At 66.7% G+C, this 17,563-nt stretch carries 18 protein-coding genes; 6 read left to right on the top strand and 12 right to left on the bottom strand.

Going from position 1 to position 17,563, the window contains the following annotated elements; genetic code table 11:
- Window positions 1-24: 24 nt before the first annotated feature.
- The 3 genes from N825_RS05315 to N825_RS36220 are packed head-to-tail and all read left to right on the top strand — an operon-like array spanning window position 25 to window position 2,829.
- Entirely contained in the window at window positions 25-1,038 is a 1,014-nt protein-coding gene (locus N825_RS05315) for a substrate-binding domain-containing protein (RefSeq protein ID WP_051511580.1), read from the top strand.
- 58 nt (window positions 1,039-1,096) lie between these two features.
- On the top strand, window positions 1,097-1,996 hold the full coding sequence (locus tag N825_RS05310; RefSeq protein WP_051511579.1) for a CoA transferase subunit A: 900 nt from the start codon (window positions 1,097-1,099) through the stop codon (window positions 1,994-1,996).
- Window positions 1,993-2,829 carry a hypothetical protein gene (locus N825_RS36220; RefSeq protein ID WP_051511578.1) on the top strand — a complete coding sequence of 279 codons (837 nt, stop codon included), beginning with the start codon at window positions 1,993-1,995 and terminating at the stop codon, window positions 2,827-2,829. Before N825_RS05310 ends, N825_RS36220 begins: the two co-directional genes overlap by 4 nt.
- 23 nt (window positions 2,830-2,852) lie before the next feature.
- Here the strand turns inward: N825_RS36220 and N825_RS05300 are convergent, their stop codons facing one another.
- The 4 genes from N825_RS05300 to paoA form a co-directional block, all read right to left on the bottom strand.
- Window positions 2,853-3,626, bottom strand: coding sequence for a carboxymuconolactone decarboxylase family protein (locus tag N825_RS05300; protein ID WP_051511577.1), 774 nt, complete (start codon window positions 3,624-3,626; stop codon window positions 2,853-2,855).
- A 91-nt stretch (window positions 3,627-3,717) separates the two neighbouring features.
- Window positions 3,718-5,913, bottom strand: coding sequence for an aldehyde oxidoreductase molybdenum-binding subunit PaoC (paoC, locus tag N825_RS05295; protein ID WP_037448035.1), 2,196 nt, complete (start codon window positions 5,911-5,913; stop codon window positions 3,718-3,720).
- Window positions 5,914-5,917: 4 nt separating this feature from the next.
- Window positions 5,918-6,868 carry an FAD binding domain-containing protein gene (locus N825_RS05290; protein ID WP_037448031.1) on the bottom strand — a complete coding sequence of 317 codons (951 nt, stop codon included), beginning with the start codon at window positions 6,866-6,868 and terminating at the stop codon, window positions 5,918-5,920.
- Window positions 6,865-7,581, bottom strand: a complete 717-nt coding sequence (gene paoA / locus N825_RS05285) for an aldehyde dehydrogenase iron-sulfur subunit PaoA (protein ID WP_084164372.1) — start codon at window positions 7,579-7,581, stop codon at window positions 6,865-6,867. Before paoA ends, N825_RS05290 begins: the two co-directional genes overlap by 4 nt.
- Window positions 7,582-7,910: 329 nt before the next feature.
- On the opposite strand from paoA, the gene N825_RS05280 reads away from it, so the two are divergent.
- Window positions 7,911-8,309, top strand: coding sequence for a DNA breaking-rejoining protein (locus N825_RS05280; RefSeq protein ID WP_037448570.1), 399 nt, complete (start codon window positions 7,911-7,913; stop codon window positions 8,307-8,309).
- Window positions 8,310-8,352: 43 nt separating this feature from the next.
- The gene (locus N825_RS05275) at window positions 8,353-9,084 is read left to right on the top strand and encodes a CPBP family intramembrane glutamic endopeptidase (protein ID WP_037448028.1); all 732 of its coding nucleotides are present in this window, start codon (window positions 8,353-8,355) and stop codon (window positions 9,082-9,084) included.
- A 66-nt stretch (window positions 9,085-9,150) separates the two neighbouring features.
- Here N825_RS05275 and N825_RS05270 read toward each other — a convergent pair whose 3' ends face one another.
- Window positions 9,151-9,567, bottom strand: coding sequence for a type II toxin-antitoxin system VapC family toxin (locus N825_RS05270; protein WP_037448026.1), 417 nt, complete (start codon window positions 9,565-9,567; stop codon window positions 9,151-9,153).
- Between the two features lie 6 nt (window positions 9,568-9,573).
- Entirely contained in the window at window positions 9,574-9,810 is a 237-nt protein-coding gene (locus N825_RS05265) for an AbrB/MazE/SpoVT family DNA-binding domain-containing protein (RefSeq protein ID WP_037448567.1), read from the bottom strand.
- Window positions 9,811-9,990: 180 nt separating this feature from the next.
- Here N825_RS05265 and N825_RS37725 point away from each other — a divergent pair, with 180 nt between their 5' ends.
- Window positions 9,991-10,263: a type II toxin-antitoxin system CcdA family antitoxin gene (locus tag N825_RS37725; RefSeq protein WP_084164369.1), complete on the top strand. Its 273-nt coding sequence runs from the start codon at window positions 9,991-9,993 to the stop codon at window positions 10,261-10,263.
- A gap of 277 nt (window positions 10,264-10,540) precedes the next feature.
- On the opposite strand, the gene N825_RS05260 is transcribed toward N825_RS37725, so the two are convergent.
- Genes N825_RS05260 through N825_RS05235 form a run of 6 tightly spaced genes read right to left on the bottom strand, consistent with a single transcriptional unit; the run spans window position 10,541 to window position 17,517 of the window.
- Window positions 10,541-11,731 (bottom strand): CaiB/BaiF CoA transferase family protein, encoded by a 1,191-nt coding sequence (locus N825_RS05260; protein WP_037448024.1) that lies wholly within the window; start codon window positions 11,729-11,731, stop codon window positions 10,541-10,543.
- 53 nt (window positions 11,732-11,784) lie between these two features.
- Entirely contained in the window at window positions 11,785-13,101 is a 1,317-nt protein-coding gene (locus N825_RS05255; protein ID WP_037448021.1) for an MFS transporter, read from the bottom strand.
- Window positions 13,102-13,143: 42 nt separating this feature from the next.
- Complete coding sequence (locus N825_RS05250) at window positions 13,144-14,082, bottom strand: MaoC family dehydratase (protein ID WP_037448019.1); 939 nt, start codon at window positions 14,080-14,082, stop codon at window positions 13,144-13,146.
- Between the two features lie 24 nt (window positions 14,083-14,106).
- Entirely contained in the window at window positions 14,107-14,733 is a 627-nt protein-coding gene (locus N825_RS05245) for a DAK2 domain-containing protein (protein ID WP_037448017.1), read from the bottom strand.
- Window positions 14,730-15,737 (bottom strand): dihydroxyacetone kinase subunit DhaK, encoded by a 1,008-nt coding sequence (locus tag N825_RS05240; RefSeq protein WP_037448014.1) that lies wholly within the window; start codon window positions 15,735-15,737, stop codon window positions 14,730-14,732. Before N825_RS05240 ends, N825_RS05245 begins: the two co-directional genes overlap by 4 nt.
- Before the next feature lie 31 nt (window positions 15,738-15,768).
- Window positions 15,769-17,517, bottom strand: a complete 1,749-nt coding sequence (locus tag N825_RS05235; protein WP_037448012.1) for an acetolactate synthase catalytic subunit — start codon at window positions 17,515-17,517, stop codon at window positions 15,769-15,771.
- Window positions 17,518-17,563 lie beyond the last annotated feature (46 nt).

The raw sequence follows: 17,563 nt of genomic DNA, 5'->3' as shown, positions 1-17,563 counted from the left end.
GGTCAAACCGGAGGAAACCCTGAAATGTCAAAAGACGAGATTTGGCTGCCCCGCCGCCGCGACTTCCTGAAGGTTGGAGCCGCCGGGATCGCCGGTGCCGCCGGCCTGCCGTTCATCGGCCGCACCGCCTGGGGCGAGACGGGGGTCGAGGGCAAGACCATCGGCTTCACCATGTCGTTCTCGAACACCGAATGGATCAAGCAGATGCAGGCGGGCGTCGTTGAGACCGCCAAGAAATACGGCATGAACACGATCGTCTACGACGCCAACGACCAGCCGACCAAGCAGCTTCGCGACATCGAGGATTTGCTGGTCCGCAATGTCGACGTGATCATCATCTCGACCTACTACGCCGAGGCGATCCGCCCGGCGGTGCAGGAGATCAACCGCGCCGGTGTTCCCATCGTCGTGCTCAGCTCGCCCCTGCCCGAGGGCGCCGACTTCGATGTCCTGCTGTCGACAGACATGATCGGCACCGCCCGGCAGGCCGGCCAGTACTACGTCAAGAAGCTGAACGGCGAGGGCAATGTCGTCCAGATCGAGGGCAAGCCCGGCTCGCTGATCAACCAGCAGCGCGGCAGCGGCTGGCGCGAGGTGATCGACGCCGCCCCCGGCATCAAGGTCGTCTCCCATGTCGTCGCCAACTATGACCGCACCCAGGCGATCCGAGGCATGGAGGACGCCCTCCAGGCCAACCCCAAGATCGACGCGGTCTACTGCCACAACGACGACATGGCCTTGGGCGCCGTCAAGGCCGCCGGCGAGTTCGGCCGCGAGAAGGACATGTTCTTCACCGGCTTCGACGGGCTGACGCCCGAGGCCCTGGAGGCGATCCACACCGGCACGCTGGACGCCGTGTGGGAATACCTGCCGTTCGGCGTCGAGGGCGTCGAGGCCGCCATCCGCGTGCTCCAGAAGAAGCCGATCCCCAAGAAGATCGCCTTCGAATCGCCGATGATCACCAAGGAGAACGTGCTGGAGTGGTACGACCCGAAGGAGGGCAAGCGCCGCATCCTGCCGTCGCGCCTCAGCCTCTGAGAAGGCCGGCCTCCCACCCCCGCGATATTACCTGCAATCCGAGCATCGGATCACTCCCGTGACAGACAGAACATCCAAGATCGGAACGATCGCCGACGCGGTCGCCCTGATCCCGGACGGAACACGCCTCGCGATCGGCGGTTTCGCCATCTACCAGCATCCCATGGCGGTTGTCCGCGAGTTGATCCGGGCCGGGCGGAAGGACCTGACGGTGGTCGGCACGGTCAACGGCAACGAGGTCGACCTCCTCGCCGGGGCCGGCTGCCTCGCCAAGGTCGAGACCTCGTATGTCGGGTTGGAGAAGTTCGGGCTCGCCCCGAACTTCCGCCGCGCCATTGAGCGCGGAACCCTGGAGGTCGTCGACTATTCCGAAATCCTCAGCTTCGACCGTTTCCGCGCCAGTCAGGAGAACCTGAGCTTCTGGCCGTGCGATTACCTGGGCGGCACCGATGTCCTGACCCACAACAAGGACATCAAGCCGTTCACCTGTCCGCTGACGGGCAGGGCGATGCACGCGGTCCCGCCGGCCGACCCGGATGTCGTGGTGATCCACGCCGTCGCCGCCGACAGGCACGGCAACGTCATCCTGCCCCAGCGCCACCTGCTGCCGCAAAGCCTCGACGTGATCATGGCGCGGGGTTGCGACACCGTCATCGTGACGGCGGAAACCATCGTGTCCGACGCCGAGATCCGCCGCCACGCCGCCCAAGTCCAGATCCCCTCGTACAAGACCACGCTGGTGGTCGAGGCCCCCTGGGGAGCGCACCCCTGTTCGGTTCTGGGGCGCTATCGGGCGGACGACGCGCATTTCGCCGAATACATCGCCGCCTCGGCCAGCGCCGACGGCTTCCAGCGCTATATCGACCGCTACGTCCACGGCCCGGCGGACCACATGGCCTATCTCGCCCTGGTCGGCATCAAGCAACTCACCAGCCTGACGGAGATCGACCGGCTATGAGCGATCATTCAAAAAGCCCGACGGACGCTCCTTCCATCGCCGAGATCATCACCGTCAATCTGGCGCGCTCGTTCAAGAATGGCGAGGTCGGCTTCACCGGTCTGGTGACCGGCGGGGCAGCCGCCCTCTACGGCACCTCGATGCCGCTGGCGGCCATGTCGCTGGCCCAGGCCATGCACGCGCCCGACCTGACGATCCTGCTGGCGGGATGGTCGCACAATCCGGACCTCCGCTCGCTCGACGTGATGCCGGATTCCGAATTCGACGCCGTGCTCCGCGACCTCCCCTGCGAGGCGCAGATGATCAGCTATCCCGGCCAATGGGCGATCAAGCGCGGCGACATCGATTTCGGCTTCAGCTCCGGCGTCCAGGTCGACGCCGTGGGCAACGTCAACACCGTCTGCGTCGGCGACTACCGCAAGCCGAAGGTCCGCCTGGTCGGCCCCATCCTGCTGCCCGAGCACATGACCCTGTTCGGCCGCGAATACGTGATGATGCCCCACCACGCCCGCCGCAACTTCGTCCGCCGCGTCGATTACGTCTCCGGCGTGGGCTATCCCGGCGGCATGGAGGGCCGCGCCAAGCTGGGGCTGACTCATGGCGGTCCGGAATGGGTGGTGACGCCCAAATGCATCTTCGACTTCGACAAGCGGGTCGGCTCGATCCGCCTGAAGTCGATCCATCACGGCGCGTCGCTGTCCGACATCAACGAAAACCACGACTTCGGCCTCACCTTCGCCCAAGCCGAGACCACGCCGATGCCGACGGCGGAGGAACTCGACCTCCTGCGCAATCACGTCGATCCGAAGGGCGTCCTGCTGGGGCGCCGCTGAAGCGATCCCGGCTCCTCGGCACATCAACCCGACGGGTGAGGTGTGAAATCGCAGGTGTGGCCGGAGCTGAACACGGTATCCCGATAGTTAACGGTTCCCCAGCTGGCAGGGAAACCGCGTTCGTCGTCACCGTGGTGGTCTGGTGATTCCTCACTTCGTATTCGCAGACTTAACTCCGCCACCTCTACATCCGTCATCCCGGACTTTATCCGCGTATCTGTCGGCTGAAACTGACATGGTGAATTCAGTCCCAAGCCTATGGTCCGCCCATGAACCTCCTGAGAGGAGATGTCCGGATCAAGTCCGGGCATGACGATATGCTGGGACTTGTCGGCCAGTGTCGGGGTGATCGGCCTGATCGAACTGTCCACCATCGCCGCCCGCGCGGCCTCCCGCGCCGCGTCCAACGCCAGCGGCTCCCCGGCGTTGGCGGCGACGTCGCCGATGCCGCGTGCGTCGAACACCTCCCTGGTCGCCATGACGGCGGAGATGGTGTTCGGCCAGCCGGAATGGAAGGCGAGACGGGTGATGATCCCGCCGATCTCCTCCGACGTCACGCCATTGTCGAGCGCCCGCCCGACATGCCCGCCCACCTGGGCTGTGCGCCCCATGGCGATCAGCGCCGAGGCCGTGACGACGCTGCGGTCGCGGGGAGCCAACTCCCGCCGCAGCCAGACATCGCCGAACAGCACCTCGTCCGTCAAGTCCCCGAGGGACGGCGCCACGGCGTAGACCTGCGGCGGCGCCACCCGGCCGGCGGGCCGCCGCTCCTGAGCCTCGACGATCCCGGCGACCAAGGTCTTAACCCGAGGCGGGCAGCGACGACATGAGAACGGAAACCGCGAGTTTCCTCATCCTGAAAACACCCTTTTCACCAGGGAAACCGAATCAAACCTCGGGCATGCCCGCGAGCAACTTGTCGAGCGTCACCGGATAGTCGCGGACCCGCACCCCGGTCGCGTTGTGGATCGCGTTGGCGACGGCGGCCCCGACGCCGCACAGCCCAAGCTCGCCGACACCCTTGGCCTTCATCGGAGAGGAGATCGGATCGGTCTCGTCCAGGAAGATCACCTCCTGGCTCGGGATGTCGGCGTGGACCGGCACCTCGTAGCTGGCGAGGTCGTGATTGATGAAGAAGCCGTGGCGCTTGTCGACCACCAGATCCTCCATCAGCGCCGCGCCGACACCCATGGTCATTGCCCCGATCACTTGGCTGCGCGCCGACTTCGGGTTGAGGATGCGCCCCGCAGCGCAGACCGCCAGCATCCGGCGCACGCGGATCTCCGCCGTCGCCACATCGACGCCGACCTCCACGTAATGCGCGCCAAAGGTCGACTGCTGGTACTTCTTGGCCAGATCGCCGAACTCGATGACATCCTCGGCGACGATGCCGGCACCATCCGCCGCCTCCGCCAGGGTGACGGAGCGGCCAGCCGCGCTGACACGACCGTCCGAGAACGCCGCCTCGACCGGGTTCAGGCCGGCGTTTCGCGCCACCGCCTCGCGCAGCTTGACGCAAGCCGCGTAGACGCCGGCGGTGGAGCAGTTGGCGCCCCATTGGCCACCGGATCCGGCCGAGACCGGGAAGTTGGAGTCGCCTAGCCGCACCACCACCTTGTCGAGCGTCACCCCTATCATCTCCGCCGCCGTCTGCGCGATGATGGTGTAGCTGCCGGTGCCGATGTCGGTCATATCCGTCTCGACCGTCACGATGCCCTGGTTGTCGAGCCGGACGCGCGCCGCCGATTCCGTCACTTGGTTATTGCGGAACGCCGCCGCGACTCCCTGGCCGACCAGCCAGCGGCCATCACGCGTTTGGCCCGTCCGCCGGTCGCGCTTGTTCCAGCCGAACTTGTCGGCACCCAGCCGAAGGCACTCCACCAACTGACGTTGGGAGAACGGTCTATTGGCCTTCTCTGGATCGACCTGGGTGTCGTTGAGGATGCGGAACTCGACCGGGTCGATACCCAGCTTATGCGCCATCTCGTCCATGGCGATCTCCAGCGCCATCAGGCCCGGCGTCTCTCCCGGCGCCCGCATGGCGTTGCCCTCGGGCAGGTCGAGCACGCCCAGCCGCTTGCCGGTCAGCCGGTTGGCCCCGGCGTAGAGCAGGCGCGTCTGCTGGATCGCGTTCTCCGGCTTGCCGCCCTCCAGATTGCCTGACCAGCTCTCATGGCCGATCGCCGTGATCCTGCCATCCGGAGTGGCACCGATCCGGATGCGCTGGATCGTCGCCGGCCGGTGGGTCGTGTTGTTGGCGACCATCGGCCTCGTCAGCGCCACCTTGACCGGCCGCCCAGCCGCGCGGGCGCCCAAGGCCGCAAGCACGGTATCGGCCCGCAGGAACAGCTTGCCGCCGAAGCCGCCGCCGATGAACGGCGAGGCCAGCGTGACCCGATCCTTGGGAATCCCGAGCGTCTTGGCGAGATCGCCCACGGTCCAGTCGATCATCTGGTTCGAGGTCCAAACGATCAGCCGGTCGCCGCGCCACGCCGCGATCGAAGCCGGCGGCTCCATCATCGCGTGGGTCTGGTCGGGCGTCGTGTAGGTCGCGTCCAACTGGACCGGCGCCGAGGCGAAGGCTCCGGCGAAGTCGCCGACCTCGCTATCGGCCCCGGCGGCTTCCGACGGTTCCATCCCGTCCTTGATCGCCGCCAGGTCGAACACGCCTTCCGCCCGAACGTAATCGACCCGGACCAGCCCAGCCGCCGCGCGCGCCTGCTCGAAGCTCTCCGCCACGACCAGGGCGATGGCCTGATGGTAATGTTCGACCTCAGGCCCGCCCAGCAGCGTCGCGGTGTTGTAGTCGCCCTTGCCCAGCTTGCCCGCGTTGTCGGCGGTGACGATGGCGAGCACGCCGGGAACGCGCCGGGCGTCTGTCAGGTCGATCGAGGCGATCCGCCCCTTGGCGATGGCGGAGCCGATCACATGGCCATAGGCTTGGTTCGGAACCACGTCATGCCGCTCATAAGCGTAAGGCGCCGTTCCCGTCGTCTTCAGCGGCCCGTCGATCCGGTCGACCGGCTTGCCGACCACCTTCAACTGGTCGATCGGGTTTGTGGTCGCGGGGGTATCGAACTTCATAGCCTCAACTCCTCGCTTCGGTCAGCACCGCGGCGAGCGTGCGCTCGACCAGCGGCAACTTGAACGCGTTCTCATGCGTCGGCTGGGCGCCGGCCAGCAGCCCGGCGGTCACCGCCTTGGCGCCGCGCGGCATGTCGGCCTCCGCAGCCTCGACCCGCCAGGGCTTGTGCGCCACGCCTCCCAGCGCCACACGCCCGCTGCCGTCGCGCTGGACGATGGCGGCGACCGAGACCAGGGCGAAGGCATACGACGCCCGGTCGCGCACCTTGCGGTAGACATGCGTGCCGCCGACCGGCCGGGGCAGGGTCACGGCGGTGATCAGCTCGCCCGGCGCCAGCGTCGTTTCGACATGGGGCGTGTCGCCCGGCAGCCGGTGGAACTCCGCGATCGGGATCGCCCGCGTGGCGCCCTCGGGGGAGACCGTCTCGACCGTGGCGTCCAGCGCCCGCATAGCGACCGCCATGTCGCTCGGATGGGTGGCGATGCAGGCCCCGCTCGTCCCAATCACCGCCAACTGGCGGGTGAAGCCGCCGATCGCCGAGCAGCCGCTGCCCGGCTCGCGCTTGTTGCACGGCTGGTTGGTGTCATAGAAATACGGGCAGCGGGTGCGCTGGAGCAGGTTGCCCGCCGTTGTCGCCTTGTTGCGCAATTGCCCGGAGGCGCCGGCCAGCAGAGCCCGCGCCAGCAAGGCATAGTCGCGCCGCACGCGTCCATCGGCGGCAAGATCGGTGTTGCGCGCCAGGGCGCCGACCCGCAAGCCGCCGTCCGGCGTCGCCTCTATCCTGTCCAGGGCCAGCCCGTTCACGTCGATCAAATGGGTCGGGGTCTCGATCTCAAGCTTCATCAAATCGAGCAGGTTGGTGCCGCCCGCGATGAACTTGGCTCCCGATGTCCGCGCCGCCGCGGCCGCCGCCTCGGCTGGCGAGGATGCGCGCTCGTAGGTGAAGGATCTCATGCCTGCCTCCCGGCAACCTCGGTGATAGCGTCGAGAATGTTGGAATAGGCGCCACAGCGGCAGATGTTGCCGCTCATGCGTTCGCGGATCTCGTCCGCCGTCACCTGGGGTGCGGCGGTCAGATCGGCGCTGACATGGCTCGGGATGCCGGCCTTGATCTCGTCCAGGACCGATACGGCCGAACAGATCTGCCCAGGAGTACAGTAGCCGCACTGATAGCCGTCGTGCTTGACGAACGCGGCCTGCATCGCGTGCTGGTCGTCCGGCGTGCCAAGCCCCTCGATCGTCGTGATGCTGTCGCCCTCGTGCATCACCGCCAGGGTCAGGCACGAATTGATCCGGCGGCCCTCGACCACCACGGTGCAGGCGCCGCACTGGCCGTGGTCGCAGCCCTTCTTGGTGCCGGTCAGCCGCAGGTGCTCGCGCAGCGCGTCGAGCAGCGTGGTCCGCAGATCCAGATCCAAGGCGTGGACCTGTCCGTTGACGGTGAAAGAAACCCTGGAGGAAACCGGCGCCATCGTGTTGACGGCTCTTGGGGCACTGGCGGCGGCTTGCGCGCTGGCGAAGGAGGGAACGGCGGTGACCGCCGCCGAGGCGGCCGCTCCCACCATCAGGTCCCGCCGGGATAAACTCAGGTCATCCAGGCTGACCGCATCCGCGTTTTCGGCGGTGCCGCCGGACGCGTCGGGGCTTGGTGTGTCGGGGGTCTGCATGTCGTCCTCCGTTCCGTGCCGCTTGAAGTCACGCCGTGGCCGAATGGGATCGTGATCGGGTTCGGCCGGATGCGTGAACGCGGTGCCGGGAGTTGCTCGAATGGGGAGACGCCGCTGGAGCGACGATGCCGTGCTTCAGCAGATGGGGCTCCGCACAGCCGCGACCAGTGGCCCAATTCCGCATGAGCCTATATCCGCCATTCATGAATGGCGGTGCCGACGCGCTGGAGCGGCACCGATCACTGGACCAAGGCCCACTCGACTAAAGATCGTAGACAACAACCCACGCGCGGCTTACCGTGCCCGGCCTCGCGACATGGGAAACGATCATGCGGATCATCGGAACCCTCATCATCGCCGCCGCCATGGCGATGCCTTCGGTGGCCTTCGCACAGGATGTCCGACAGGAAACAGTGCGTTTCGCGCCGGGAACCTCCGGCACCACCATACGGGACTCGATCAAGGGCGATCACAGCGTGCGCTACTCGTTGAGGGTCCGCGCCGGGCAGAAGATGAGCGTCCAGCTCGATACCAGCAACGCCAGCAACTACTTCAACATCACGGCCCCGAACGCCAACGAGGCGCTTTTCATTGGCTCCACCGAGGGCAACGGCGCTTCCCTCGCGGTGCCGGCGAGCGGGGATTACGTCATCGACGTCTACCTGATGCGAAACGCCGCGCGGCGCGGAGAGACGGCCAAATACGAGCTGACCATCCACGTCGAATGAGGCCGCGACGGCCCCCCGAAATTCGAGGAATATCGGAGGAACGATGACCGCCCGCGCCGACTTCCCCTATTGCGACGGCCACCCGGTTCCCATAACGGGTCGAGGCTGGGTCCTCCTCATGCTCAGCGTGGCCGTGGCCTTCACCGCCTTGATCACCATCCCGGCCGAGACCTTCCCGGCCACGCTGGTCCCGGCATCCCTGTTCGCCGCGATCCCGCTGCTGGCGCTGGCCCACCTGACCAAGCGGCACTGGACGGCGCTGTTCGGTCCGGTCGGCCTCAAACAGGTCGGGCAGATGTTCCTGTTCGGCATCCTCGCCATCATCGCCTCGCTGGCGGCGGGCGTGACGGTCTACCTGCTTGGTTCGGTGGCGTCCAATCCTGTCGTCGCCGGCATGGGCGCGATGTCCGGCACCGCGTTCGTCCTGCGGCTCATCCCGACGCTCCCCCAGCTGCTGGGCGAGGAACTTCTGTCGATCCTGCCTTTCCTGGCGCTCCTGTGGCTCGCCACCTCACACCTGGGGCTGAGCCGGACCGCCGGGATCGCCGTCGCCCTCTTGGGCTCCTCGTTTCTCTTCGCCGCGGCGCACCTGCCGACCTACGACTGGCATTGGGCCCAGTGCCTCGGCGTCATCGGAACCGCCCGTGTCATCCTCACCCTGTCCTATATCTGGACCCGCAACCTCTGGGTCTCGACAGGCGCGCATATCATCAACGACTGGTCCGAGTTCACCTTCGCCTTCGCCGCGAGCCACGTCCCGATCGGGACGCGGTGACGGTCGGGCTGGCATTCCGCTCGCGCCCCAAGGTGACGGGCGCGGATGGGCTCGGCACGCCCAAGCTCATCCTGGTGAGTCGGAGTCCGGGGTCACCATGATCACCGATGGGAAATATGTCCGGTCCCGTTTGGCGTCGCGTGTCAGCAGCGGCAGACCAAGGACTGCGGCATGGGCGCCGATGAAGAAATCCGGGAGGACGCCGCTACGGGCACCTCCCGCCGACCGGTAGCGGCGGAACGCCTTGCCGGCCAGGAACAGGGCTTCGCGCGGGATCTCGTTCAAGGTCACCCCGGCGTCATCGAGCAGTTCGTCCAGTTGCTCGATCCGCTCGAACCCCACCGACAGTTCGGCGTAGACGATGTCATTGATGACTAGCGGCCCCGTGACGGCGGCTGTATCCAGTTGCCGGATGGACCAGTCCGCCCAAACCGGGTCGTCCGTGGCGAGATCAAGGAGGACATTGGTGTCGATCAGTGTCACGGGGGTTCAATCCTCACCGCGGGTCAGCGCCATGATCTGGTCCGTGGTCAGGCCCGCGGTGGCTCTTCCCCGCAGGCGCTCGAACCGGCTTTTCGGCGGCGCCGTCCCATCCGCCCTCGCCAGGACGACGCGGCCATCCCGTGCGATCTCGAACTCGACCGCGCTGCCGGGACCGATTCCCAACCTGTCGCGGATCGGTTTGGGAATGGTGACTTGTCCCTTTGTCGTGACTGTCGTGGCCATGATCGCCTCGGTAATACCCTTGGTGGTCTTGGTATTACCTATAGCCTTGGGCAGCGTCACGCAAGCGGTGGGTCAGGGCGATGATGATCCAGCCAATTTGACGCGTGCGGGAATGGGGCGGTCACTCGCACCCGCCCACCGTGACGTGTATGATGGATGTGCGGTTTCATTGGAGGAACGATGCCTGATGGACGTCAGCGGTTCGCTACCTTCAATCCGAGGCGGGCGACCAGAGTGGAACTGGACGGGAAACCGCCGGAACAGGTGAAGGCGCTTGGCGTCACCCCTCGGCGAGGCCGCGAGCCTGCTTTGGGTGAGCGGATCGACAAGCCCGGCGACGATCACTGGTTCGAGGAGAACCGTGAGGCTCTTGAGTCCTCCAACGCTTATGTCGAGGCTCGAGGTCTCCCGCTGGCCAAGCATCGGCCTTATACCAACGACACTAAACGATGATTGGTTGAACAGTTGTTCTTGTAGGTCGGGTAGAGCGCAGCGGCACCCGACAAGCAGGCGAGTTGGTGTCGGGTGCCGCTGCGCTCTACCCGACCTACAGTTAGAATGCCGTTATTTTGGGTATTCATAGCTAGGTGGCATTCGATCTACCGTGCGGTGTTTGTTAAGAACTGAGTATTGTTTAGTGTCTCTGGTATTGCTGGCGCCAAAACGTTCTGATCATCCAGTTCGACGGAGTGGCCAGTGCGGGATCTTTCACTAATTCTGACGCGAACCCTCACACCACCCGTTCCGCCAGCATCGTTTCGACCTCCGCCGGGGTCATACCCAGCCAGTCCCGCAGCACGGCCTCGCTATCGGCACCCAGCACCGGGGCACCCAGCCGGATTTCGGTCGGGCTTTCGCTCATCCGGACCGGCAGGCCCTGCATCGGCAGGCGGGGGAACTTGGCGTGGGGCACGTCGACGATGTGGCCGGCCTCGCGCATGTAGGGGCTTTCGACCACCTCGTCGATCGTCGCGATCTTGGCGACCGGCAGGTCGGCGCGGGCCAGCCGCTCGACCGCCTCGTCGGCGGTCAAGTGGGAGATCCATTCCGCCACGATCGCCTCGACCGCCTCGTGGTTCCGCATCCGGGCCGCGTGGGTGTCGAAGCGGGGGTCCTCCAGCAGTTCGGGCCGCTGGATCATCCGGGCGAACTTGGGGAAGTAGGCGGCGTTTCCGGCGATCACATGGACCCAGCGGCCATCACCCGCCTGGAAGGTCTGGCCGGGCGCCGAATAACGGTCGCGGTTGCCGACCCTGGTCATGGTGCGGCCCAGCAACTCGGCTTCCGGGATGGCGGTCATCAGCAGCGAGACGGCGCTACCCATCAGGCTGACATCGATCATCTGGCCCTCTCCCGTCTGGTGGCGCCGTTCCAGCGCCGCCAGGATACCGGTCGTGGCGTAGAGCCCCGTGGTGTAGTCGACCACGAAGCTCCCGACCATGGTCGGCGGGCCTTCCGGCGTTCCCGTCATCTCCATCAGGCCCGAGCGCGCCTGGGCGATGCCGTCGAAGCAGGGGTTCTCCGACATCGAGTTACCCTGCCCATAGCCCGAGATCCGGGCCATGATCAGGCGCGGGTTCAGCGCGTGGAGCTCGTCCCAGCCGCACCCCATCGCCTCCATGGTTCCCGGCCGGAAATTCTCGACCAGGATGTCGGCGTGACGGATCAGCTCCTTCAGCAGCGCCCGACCTTGGGCGTCGCGGAAGTCCAGCGTCAGGCTCCGCTTGTTGCGGTTGAACACCATGAAGTAGATGCTCTCGTCCTCGATCCGCGGCTCCAGGGCGCGGACATCGTCGCCGCCCTTTTGACGCTCGACCTTGACGACGTCGGCTCCCAGATCGCCCAACTGCATCGCGCAATGTGGGCCGGCGATGAAGCGGGAGAGATCCAGGACTTTCAAACCTGCGAGTGGGCCGGGCATGCTGTTCTCATTCGAATTGGGCTAGGGGATGTTCGGAAGGTGTGGAACCGCCGTCACTCGACGATGGTCCGTTGGGAGGTCTCGCCGACCAGGATCACGCAGAGCGCCGTGATCGCCGACGCCGCCAGCAGCAGCAGGGAGATCGGCCAGGAGGCCCCACCCGACCAAGCCAGCAGGCCCGCCGCCATCATGGGCGTGAAGCCGCCGACGATCGACGCCAGCTGATAGCCCAACGACACGCCGGTGTAGCGCACATTGGTCGCGAACATCTCCGAGAAGTAGGACGGCTCGATCGCGTACATCGACGCCAGGATGACGCCATAGCCGATCACCAACGCCACTTTCATAAGCTCCGGAGAGCCCGTGTCGAGCAGCCAGAAGAACGGGAAGGCGTAGGCGCAGGCGGCCAGCGCGCCGAACAGGAACACGGCGCGGCGGCCGATGTAATCCGATAGCAGGCCATAGAGCGGGAAGGAGATGATGCCCGAGGCCGCAGCCAGCATGACGCCCTCCAGCGCCACCTGCCGCGAGATGCCCAGCGTGGTCGTGGCGTAGGACAGGATCCAGCTGATGATCAGATAACCCAGCACGTTCTCGCTGAACCGCATTCCCGCCGCGGCGAAGATCTCCTTGGGGTGGTTGCGGAACACCGTGACCAGCGGCATCGTCGTGTCCTTCCGCTTCTCCTTCAGGCGCTGGAAGGCCGGCGGCTCGGGGATGCGCAGGCGGATGAACATGCCGACCGCCAGCAGCACGATGCTGACCAGGAACGGGATGCGCCAGCCCCAGCTCATGAAACTGGCTTCGTCCAGCGACGAGGCGACGGCGAACGCCGCCGTCGAGGTCAGCAGGCCAAAGACATTGCCCAACTGCACGAAGGTGCCGTAGAAGCCGCGCCGGTTCGCCGGCGCGTATTCGATGATCATGGTGGTGGCGCCGCCCCATTCGCCGCCCACCGCGACGCCTTGGAGCAGCCGGATGGTGACGAGCAGGATGGGCGCCCAGACGCCGATCATCTCGTAGGTGGGCAGCAGCCCGATCAGGAAGGTCGCGACACCCATGATCATCAGCGACAGCACCAGCATCGTCTTGCGGCCGATGGTGTCGCCATAGTGGCCGAAGATCACGGCGCCGAGCGGGCGGGTGATGAAGGTGACGCCCAAGGTCGCGAATGACACGATCGAGGCAGTGACCGGCGGCAGGCCGGAGAAAAACAGCTTCGGGAAGATCAACGCCGCCGCGGCGCCATAGATGAAGTAATCGTAGAACTCGATGAAGGTGCCGACGAAGCTGGCCCAGGCCACCCTGGTGACCGTCTTGCGATCGACGTCAATGCTGGTGGGGGCGTCCGCCACCGCTTCGGTATGCATTTTTCCCGTCTCCTCGGCCTGTTCAGGCTTTTTTCGTTTGGATCAACCAAGCCGACCGCTGGCCCAACCGGCGGCGGTCATCTGCCCGTCCTGGTTCTCGGCCCACAGTTCGAAGGTGAGTTTGGTCTTGCCATCGACCGTTTCCTTGCCGCTGACGACGGCCCGGCAGGTGATCGTGTCACCCCGGAAGACCGGCTTCAGATAGACCATCTTGATCCAGCCGGAGTGATGCCAGCTTGGGCCGATAGCGGCCCGCAGCATTTGCGCCGCCCAGCATGTCTCCATCATTCCCTGCGCCAGGGTATCGCGGAACCCGGCCTTCAGGGCGACCTCGATGTCGGTGTGGATGTTGTACCATTGCTGGCTCTCGCCCGAGAAAACCGACATCTGGTCTTGCCGCGCGGTGTGGCTCAGCGGCTCGATCGGCGTGCCGACCTCGGTGTCGGACGACAGTTTGGCGACCGGCTCGCGGTCCGTAGGCCAGCGCGGCTCGATCCGCTGGGCGCCCTCCGTCACCGGCGCCGAGCCGGTTCCCAGCTTGATGCCTTCCGGGATCCGCATGATCTCGGTGCTGATCTGGCGCACCAGCAGGCGGCCTGTCCCGGCCTCGCGCGCCTCGCAGTCGAACACCGTGTAGCCCTTGCCGCGCCGCTCGTACTTCTCGGTGTAGCGGCCGGTGTATTCCATCGTGGTTCCCAGCGGGATCTCGCCGTGGAACCAGATCTCCTCCTTCTGGTGCAGGCCGACCGTCCGGCTGGGGTCGTAGACCTCGCAGAACAGGGCGACCAGATCGCGACCGACCATGGGGGCGGGGACTAGCGATTCCGGGCCCTTGTTGTATTCGTCGGAATGGTCTTCCAGAGCGAAGCGGGCGCGGTTCAGATAATGCTCGTCGGCGGCCACGGTCAGCGGGCCGATCAGCTCGCCGACCTGGACGTTGTCATAGGTCGGTTCGCGCAGTGCTGGATTGATGCGGGCCATGTGTCGATCTCCTCCCTTTTTTCCTTAGTTTCCGGTTCCGGCCGCCGCGACCAGATGGCGGAACGCGATCATCCCCGGATCGTCCATGCCGATGGACCGCTCGGCGAACATCCGGGCGCGCCCGATCTTGTTCGGCTTGCCGCGGAACTCGGTGATGGTCGCCTCGACCGCCTCGGTCGCCAGCCGGTGCTGGTCGGCCGGGTCGTCGACGCCCTCGATCGACTTGCCGGTGGCGTCCAGCGTGTCGAGCACCGTCTTGTCGCCCAATGACGCGCCGCCCCGCGCCGACAGGGCTTCGAGGACGCTGGCCAGCAGCGGCGACAGCTCCGTCCAAGCCATCTCCGTCCTGCCCTGGGTGGCCTTGGCAACGGTCAGGAAGGCGACGGCCAGCAGCGTGCCGAAGCTGGAGCCGGACGCCTTGGTGCAGGCCATGGCGGAAGTCTTGAAGACTTGGCCCAGGTCGTCGGTCATCGTCGGCAGCGCCGCGCGGACATTGCGCGCGCATTTCTGGAGCGTGGCGCCCAGATCGCCGTCGCCCAGCCGCCCGTCGAGCTCGTTCAGCTCCTCGGCCGCCGCCTCCAGCCGATCGGCGCAGCGCTCCAGGACGGCCTTGACGAGGTTGGCCGTGACCGGGGGGGCGTCGAGGGTCATGGCTCGTTGCTCCAGAACGGGCAGGTGGCGGGGGCGCGCAGCAGGCCTTCCAACTCGCGATCGAGCCGCAGGAACGAGATCGAGGCTCCCGCCATCTCCATCGACGTGGCGTAGCGCCCGACGCGGACGAAGCCGATGGTGATGCCCTTGGCCTTCAGCTCCGACGCGACGACGCGGTGGAGGATGTAAAGCTCCTCCAGCGGCGTGGCGCCCAGCGAGTTGACCAGCACCGCGACCCGCTCGCCGCCAGCCATGGCGGTATCGGCGAGCAGCCGCTCGACCATCTCGCCGGCCAAGGCGTCGGCCGGACGCAGCGGGCCGCGCCAGATGCCCGGTTCGCCATGGATGCCGATACCCATCTCGATCTCGTCCGCGCCGATCGCGAAGGTCGGCTTGCCCGCTTCCGGCACGATGCACGAGGTCAGGCCGACACCGATGGTGGCGGTAGCCTCGGTCGTCTTGCGGGCGACCTCCGTCACCTCGGCGAGGGTTGCGCCGTCCTGCTCGGCCTTGGCGCCGGTGGTCTTGTAGGCCAGGATCAGCCCGGCGACGCCGCGCCGCTTCCGCCACTCGTCCGGCCCGGCGCTGGCGATGTCGTCGGCGGCCAGGACGGTCGTGGTCTCGATGCCCTCCATCTCCAGCATCTCGCCGGCCATGTCGAAGTTCATCCGGTCGCCGCCGTAGTTGCCGTAGAGGCGCAGCACGCCGGCACCGCCATTGGCCTCCCTCATGGCCTCGACGCAGTCGTCGACGCTGGGACCGGCGAAGACATTGCCGATCGAGCAGGCATCCAGCAGCCCTTGGCCGACGAAGCCGGTGAAGGTGGGCAGGTGGCCGCTGCCGCCGCCGGACACCACGCCGACCTTGCCCGGCCGGATCGGTTTCGCCCGCGTCACGACGCGCGGCGACGCAGCGGCGCGCCGGTAGATGTCGGGGTGCGCCAGCTCCAGGCCAGCCAAGCTCTCGTCGACGTAGTCGGAGGGGTCGTTCAGCAGTTTCTTCATGATTTCAATCCGCTATTCGCGTCCGGCCCGCTCAGTAGGACAGGCGTTCGTTGGCCTCGAAGGCGGTGACGGGCGGATAGGCCCGCTGGTCGGTGATGACGTCCAGCACGGTGGTGCGGTTGGCGGCCAGCGCTTGACGGAGCGCCGGCAGGAAGGCGTCCGGCGTCTCGATCCGGACACCCTCGCAGCCGCAGGCCCGCGCGATCGCCGCGTGATCGACCGCCTGGAAGTCGCAGACGTCGCTGTACTGGCCGAACAGCACCTTCTCCGCGTGCTTCTGGTAGCCGAGGATCTGGTTGTTCAGCACCGTCACCACGACATTCAGCCCCATGCGCCGCGCGGTCTCCAGTTCCGACCAGACATGCGCGAAACCGCCGTCGCCGACCAGGCAGAAGACCGGTGCGTCTGGCCGTGCCACCTTGGCGCCCAGCGCGTAGGGCAGGCCCCAGCCCAGCCCCGCCAAGCCGCGCGGCGTCACGAAGCGCATCCCCGGCTTGCGGGAGCGCAGGTAGTTGGCGACCCAGATCGAGGAATAGCTGGCGTCGGCCACCGTGATGGTCTCGGGCGTCAGCACGCTGTCGAGGTCGAGCATCAGCCGCTCCGGCCGCACGGGTGTCGCGTCCAGCTTCAGCGTCCGCCGCATGTCGGCCTCCGAGGCCTCGCGGCCGGCGGAGATCTGGCGCTCGACCGCCGGGCGGGCATTGCGCCGCGCCGTCAGGTCGCGGGCGCCGAGCGCCTCGGACAAGGCGCGGAGCGTCAGCTTGGCGTCGCCGACCAGCCGCAGCGCCTCGTAGTTCCGGCCGACCTCGCCGCCATCGACGTCGAGGTGGATGTAGCGCGCCGACTTCGGATAGAGCGACCAGCTGTCGGTGCCGTTCTGGTTGGTTCGGTTGCCGATCAGCAGGATGACGTCGGCGTCCTCGACCATCGGGCGCAGGTGCCGGGCGCGGCCCCGCGTGCCCATGAAATAGCCGACGACACCCATCGACAGCGGGTGCCCCTCGTCGGTCGAGCCCTTGCCCATCGCCGTGGTCGCGACCGGCAGCGACGCCAATTCCTGGAGCGCCGCCAACTCGTCGGCCGCGTCGGAGATGTGGATGCCGCCGCCGGCGATCACCAGCGGCGCCTTGGCGTTCGCCAGCAGGTCCGCCGCCTCGGCGATCCGATCCGGGTTGGCGACGGTGCGGTCCAGCGGGAACGTCCCGAGCGACGCGATCCGGGCGCTGCCTTCTCCCTTCGGCACCTCGCTGAACAGGTCGATCGGGGCGATCAGCACGGCGGGACCGGGACGGCCCGACGCGGCGGCGGTGAACGCCATGTCGATGTAGTCGTCGATCCGGCTGGCTTCGCTGACCCGCTTGATCCACTTGGCGCTGCCCTTGAACAGTTCCAGATGGTCCAGTTCCTGGAAGGCGTTCTTGTCGGTCTGCTCCCGGTGGACGTCCTGGACGATGGCGACGATCGGGATCGAGGCCTTCAGCGCCTCGGCCAGTCCCGGCACCAGCAACGTCGCCGCCGGTCCGTTCTGCGCGGTGACGACCGGGACCTTGTGGGAGACGCGGGCGTAGGCGTCGGCCATGGCGGCACCGGCGTTCTCGGTGCGGTAGCCGATCTGGCGGATGCCGTACTCGGGCGCCACCAGGAACAGGGCGGACGGGATGCTCTGGCCGAAGATGACCTCGACGCCGTGACGCTTCAGCGCCTGGGCGAAGACATGGGCGCCGGTCAGATTGCGCCGGTTGCCTTGGCTATCTGACGAGGAACTGTCGATTGTTGGCATGGGTGTTCTCCGTCGCGCGGGCACGGTGCCGCGCGTTTGGTTTTGT

It is taken from the genome of Skermanella stibiiresistens SB22 (assembly GCF_000576635.1).
In the GTDB taxonomy this organism is placed as follows: domain Bacteria; phylum Pseudomonadota; class Alphaproteobacteria; order Azospirillales; family Azospirillaceae; genus Skermanella; species Skermanella stibiiresistens.
This window is presented reverse-complemented; position numbering and strand designations above follow the sequence as displayed.